Here is a 2,610-nt window from a genome sequence, read left to right as displayed (position 1 = left end):
GGTCGACTGCTGTCTTACCGGGAGCCTCGTCCTATGTCGACACCTGCCTCCACCACACCCACCGTGACCAGGCCTGTCACGATGAAAATGGCTGATTGGGGTCGAGCATGGCATCACTCGGGAACGGGTGCGCCAGCTCGAGTCCAAGATCTTCAAAGTCCTTCGCCAAGATCGGCATGTTCGCGCGTTGGCCGAACTGGTGTTGGGGAGAGCGGCATGAGCAACCACGACGCACACGCCCGCTTCGTGCGGTGGCTCGATGAGCGAGTCACGGCGGAGGGCCGTGGCGATCAGGCGGACACGCTTGATGTGGACCCCGCAGGCGTCTTCTGGCTAGGACGGCTCGCGCCGGAGAACGCCGCCATCGCCCGCCCTGGCCGTGAGCGCCGAATGGATCCGTGCGCTATCGGCATCCGGCTGCGGCCCGCCGCGCCGGGCCCGTGGGCGTTCACCGTCCGCGTCACCGCCTGTGGCTGGTACCAGATCGCCAGCGGTGATGACAAGAAGTTCTCGGACAAGTGGGCGAAGACCGAAGTTGTCGAAGTGGATGTCCCGATCACTATGGCTCTGGGCCTAAGGGAGAAGACTTTCGGCGCTAAGGAGATCAACGCCAGGCTGCGTGAGGTGGGTATAGCCGCGTCGGCGGAAGTCCGAGTCAGTGACGAGTCGTGGCGGGACGCCACTCCCGAACTCACCGTCGAGTTCGTGAATACGACCGGGGAGAGCAAGGGGCCTCGCGGTGAGCGGTACCTGTTCCAGACCCAGATGAAGATCTCCGACCTGCCGACGGCACCCTATACACTGGAAAGCCTGCCCGACAGTTTCCGTTACGACCGGAGCCTCGCCGCGATCGGTATCAACTGCGGCGTCATCGCCCAGGCCAACAGCCACATCCTCGCCACCGCCGACACCATTGTCGTTGAACGGAAACGCCCCGAGTACATGTTCGACGACACCGCTCCCGACAGACTCGACCTCGGCTTCCATGCCCTCGCCGCCGATCCGATCCCGCGCCTTACCGCGCTGACACTCGCCTACCAGGAGTGGGGAAAGCGACACTGGTCCGACGATGTGCTCGCCCGCCGCGCCGCCGCCGGTGGCTGGAGCGCGGAGATGCTCGATGAGGCCCGCGAGGCCGCCGCCCATCATCACGCCGAGGTAGAACGGGTGCGTCGTGGCGTGGCGATCCTCGCGGAGAACGACGTCCTGCGGCAAGCGTTCCAGCTCATGAACGAGGCGATGGCTGGCGCGGCCCGCAGCCGCTACCACGGCTGGCGCCCCTTCCAGATCGGCTTCATCCTGTCGATCCTGCCCAGCTTCATCGACGGGCAGAGCGAGTGGGACATCGTGGAGATCGTTTGGTTCGCCACCGGCGGCGGCAAGACCGAGACGTACCTCGGTCTGCTCATACTCGCGGCGTTCTTCGACCGGCTGCGCGGCAAACGATCAGGCATCACCGCGTGGAGCCGGTTCCCTCTACGGATGCTCTCCCTCCAGCAAACGCAGCGGTTCGCCGACGCGCTCGGGGCAGCGGAGATCGTACGGAAGCGGCATGACCTCAAGGGGCACCCAATCTCGTTGGGATACTTCATCGGCGCGTCCTCCACGCCCAACGACATCCCTAAACAGCCCACCGATTACAACCCTATCGACGTCGAAGACGACGCTATGCCTGGGCGATATAAGGTGCTCACCCGATGCTCTTTCTGCGGAGAGAAAACCGTTGAGGTGCGTTTCAACCGGCGCGTATGGCGCCTGGAACACTTCTGTGTAGATCCGGCTTGCCCGACCGGGGGCGCGCCGCTGCCCGTCTATGTCGTTGACGCCGAGATCTATCGTTTCCTACCCACCGTCGTCATCGGTACCCTCGACAAGGCGTCGCTCATCGGCATGCAAGCGAGCATGCGCGGCTTCGTACACGGGCCAACAGCCTGGTGCACCCGCGACGGGCACGGATTCACCTACGCCAAGCGCGGCTCGCGCAAGGGCGGCTGTCTCGTGCCAGATTGCGACGCCGTCACCACCCCAATCACCGAAGAGCAGCGGGCCAGATTCGCCCCCAGCTTCCGACTGCAAGACGAACTCCACCTGCTTCGGGACTCACTCGGCGCTGTCGACTCGCACTACGAGGCCATCCTCGACGGCCTCCAGCGCGAGCTCACCGGACGGGCACCGAAGATCATCGCATCCTCGGCGACGCTGGAGGGCTATGAGCGACAGGTAGACGTGCTGTACTCCCGCCCCGGCCGGCACTAAGCGCGAGCAGACGCGCGCGGCGTTTCGGTTCACAGGACGCCGCGTCGGTGGCCTGACGTAGAACGGTGACGGCGGACGTTACCGCTGCGGCTGGGTTGGGCGGGAGCAGCGGGAGAAGGCGGGTGAGGTCGGCGGCGGCCAAGAAGTAGGGGTCGTTCAGGAGGAGATCCAGTTGGCCGGCGGCCCAAGCGTGTTCTGCGGCGTGGGCACGGCTGTAGGCATCGGCACTCAGCCAACCGTCAGTGGGACTAGGTATCAGAGTCAGCCATTTTCATCGTGACAGGCCTGGTCACGGTGGGTGTGGTGGAGGCAGGTGTCGACATAGGACGAGGCTCCCGGTAAGACAGCAGTCGA

Annotated in this window: 2 protein-coding genes; both read left to right on the top strand. The window is 64.9% G+C overall.

Annotated elements, in window-relative coordinates:
* Positions 1 to 91: 91 nt before the first annotated feature.
* Complete coding sequence (locus tag ACIBMZ_RS30695; protein ID WP_396699823.1) at positions 92 to 220, top strand: sigma factor-like helix-turn-helix DNA-binding protein; 129 nt, start codon at positions 92 to 94, stop codon at positions 218 to 220.
* Positions 217 to 2,256: a hypothetical protein gene (locus tag ACIBMZ_RS30690; RefSeq protein ID WP_396699821.1), complete on the top strand. Its 2,040-nt coding sequence runs from the start codon at positions 217 to 219 to the stop codon at positions 2,254 to 2,256. Before ACIBMZ_RS30695 ends, ACIBMZ_RS30690 begins: the two co-directional genes overlap by 4 nt.
* Positions 2,257 to 2,610: the final 354 nt, after the last annotated feature.

The sequence above is a fragment of the Micromonospora sp. NPDC049900 genome (genome assembly GCF_044461025.1).
Classification (GTDB): Bacteria; Actinomycetota; Actinomycetes; order Mycobacteriales; family Micromonosporaceae; genus Micromonospora.
The sequence above is the reverse complement of the archived record's forward strand: the minus strand, read 5'-3'. Positions and strand labels throughout refer to the sequence as shown.

Bases quoted from the DNA above. Each gene is read 5' to 3' on its own strand.
- ACIBMZ_RS30690 (WP_396699821.1), top strand. From the start codon at position 217: ATGAGCAACCACGACGCACACGCCCGCTTCGTGCGGTGGCTCGATGAG.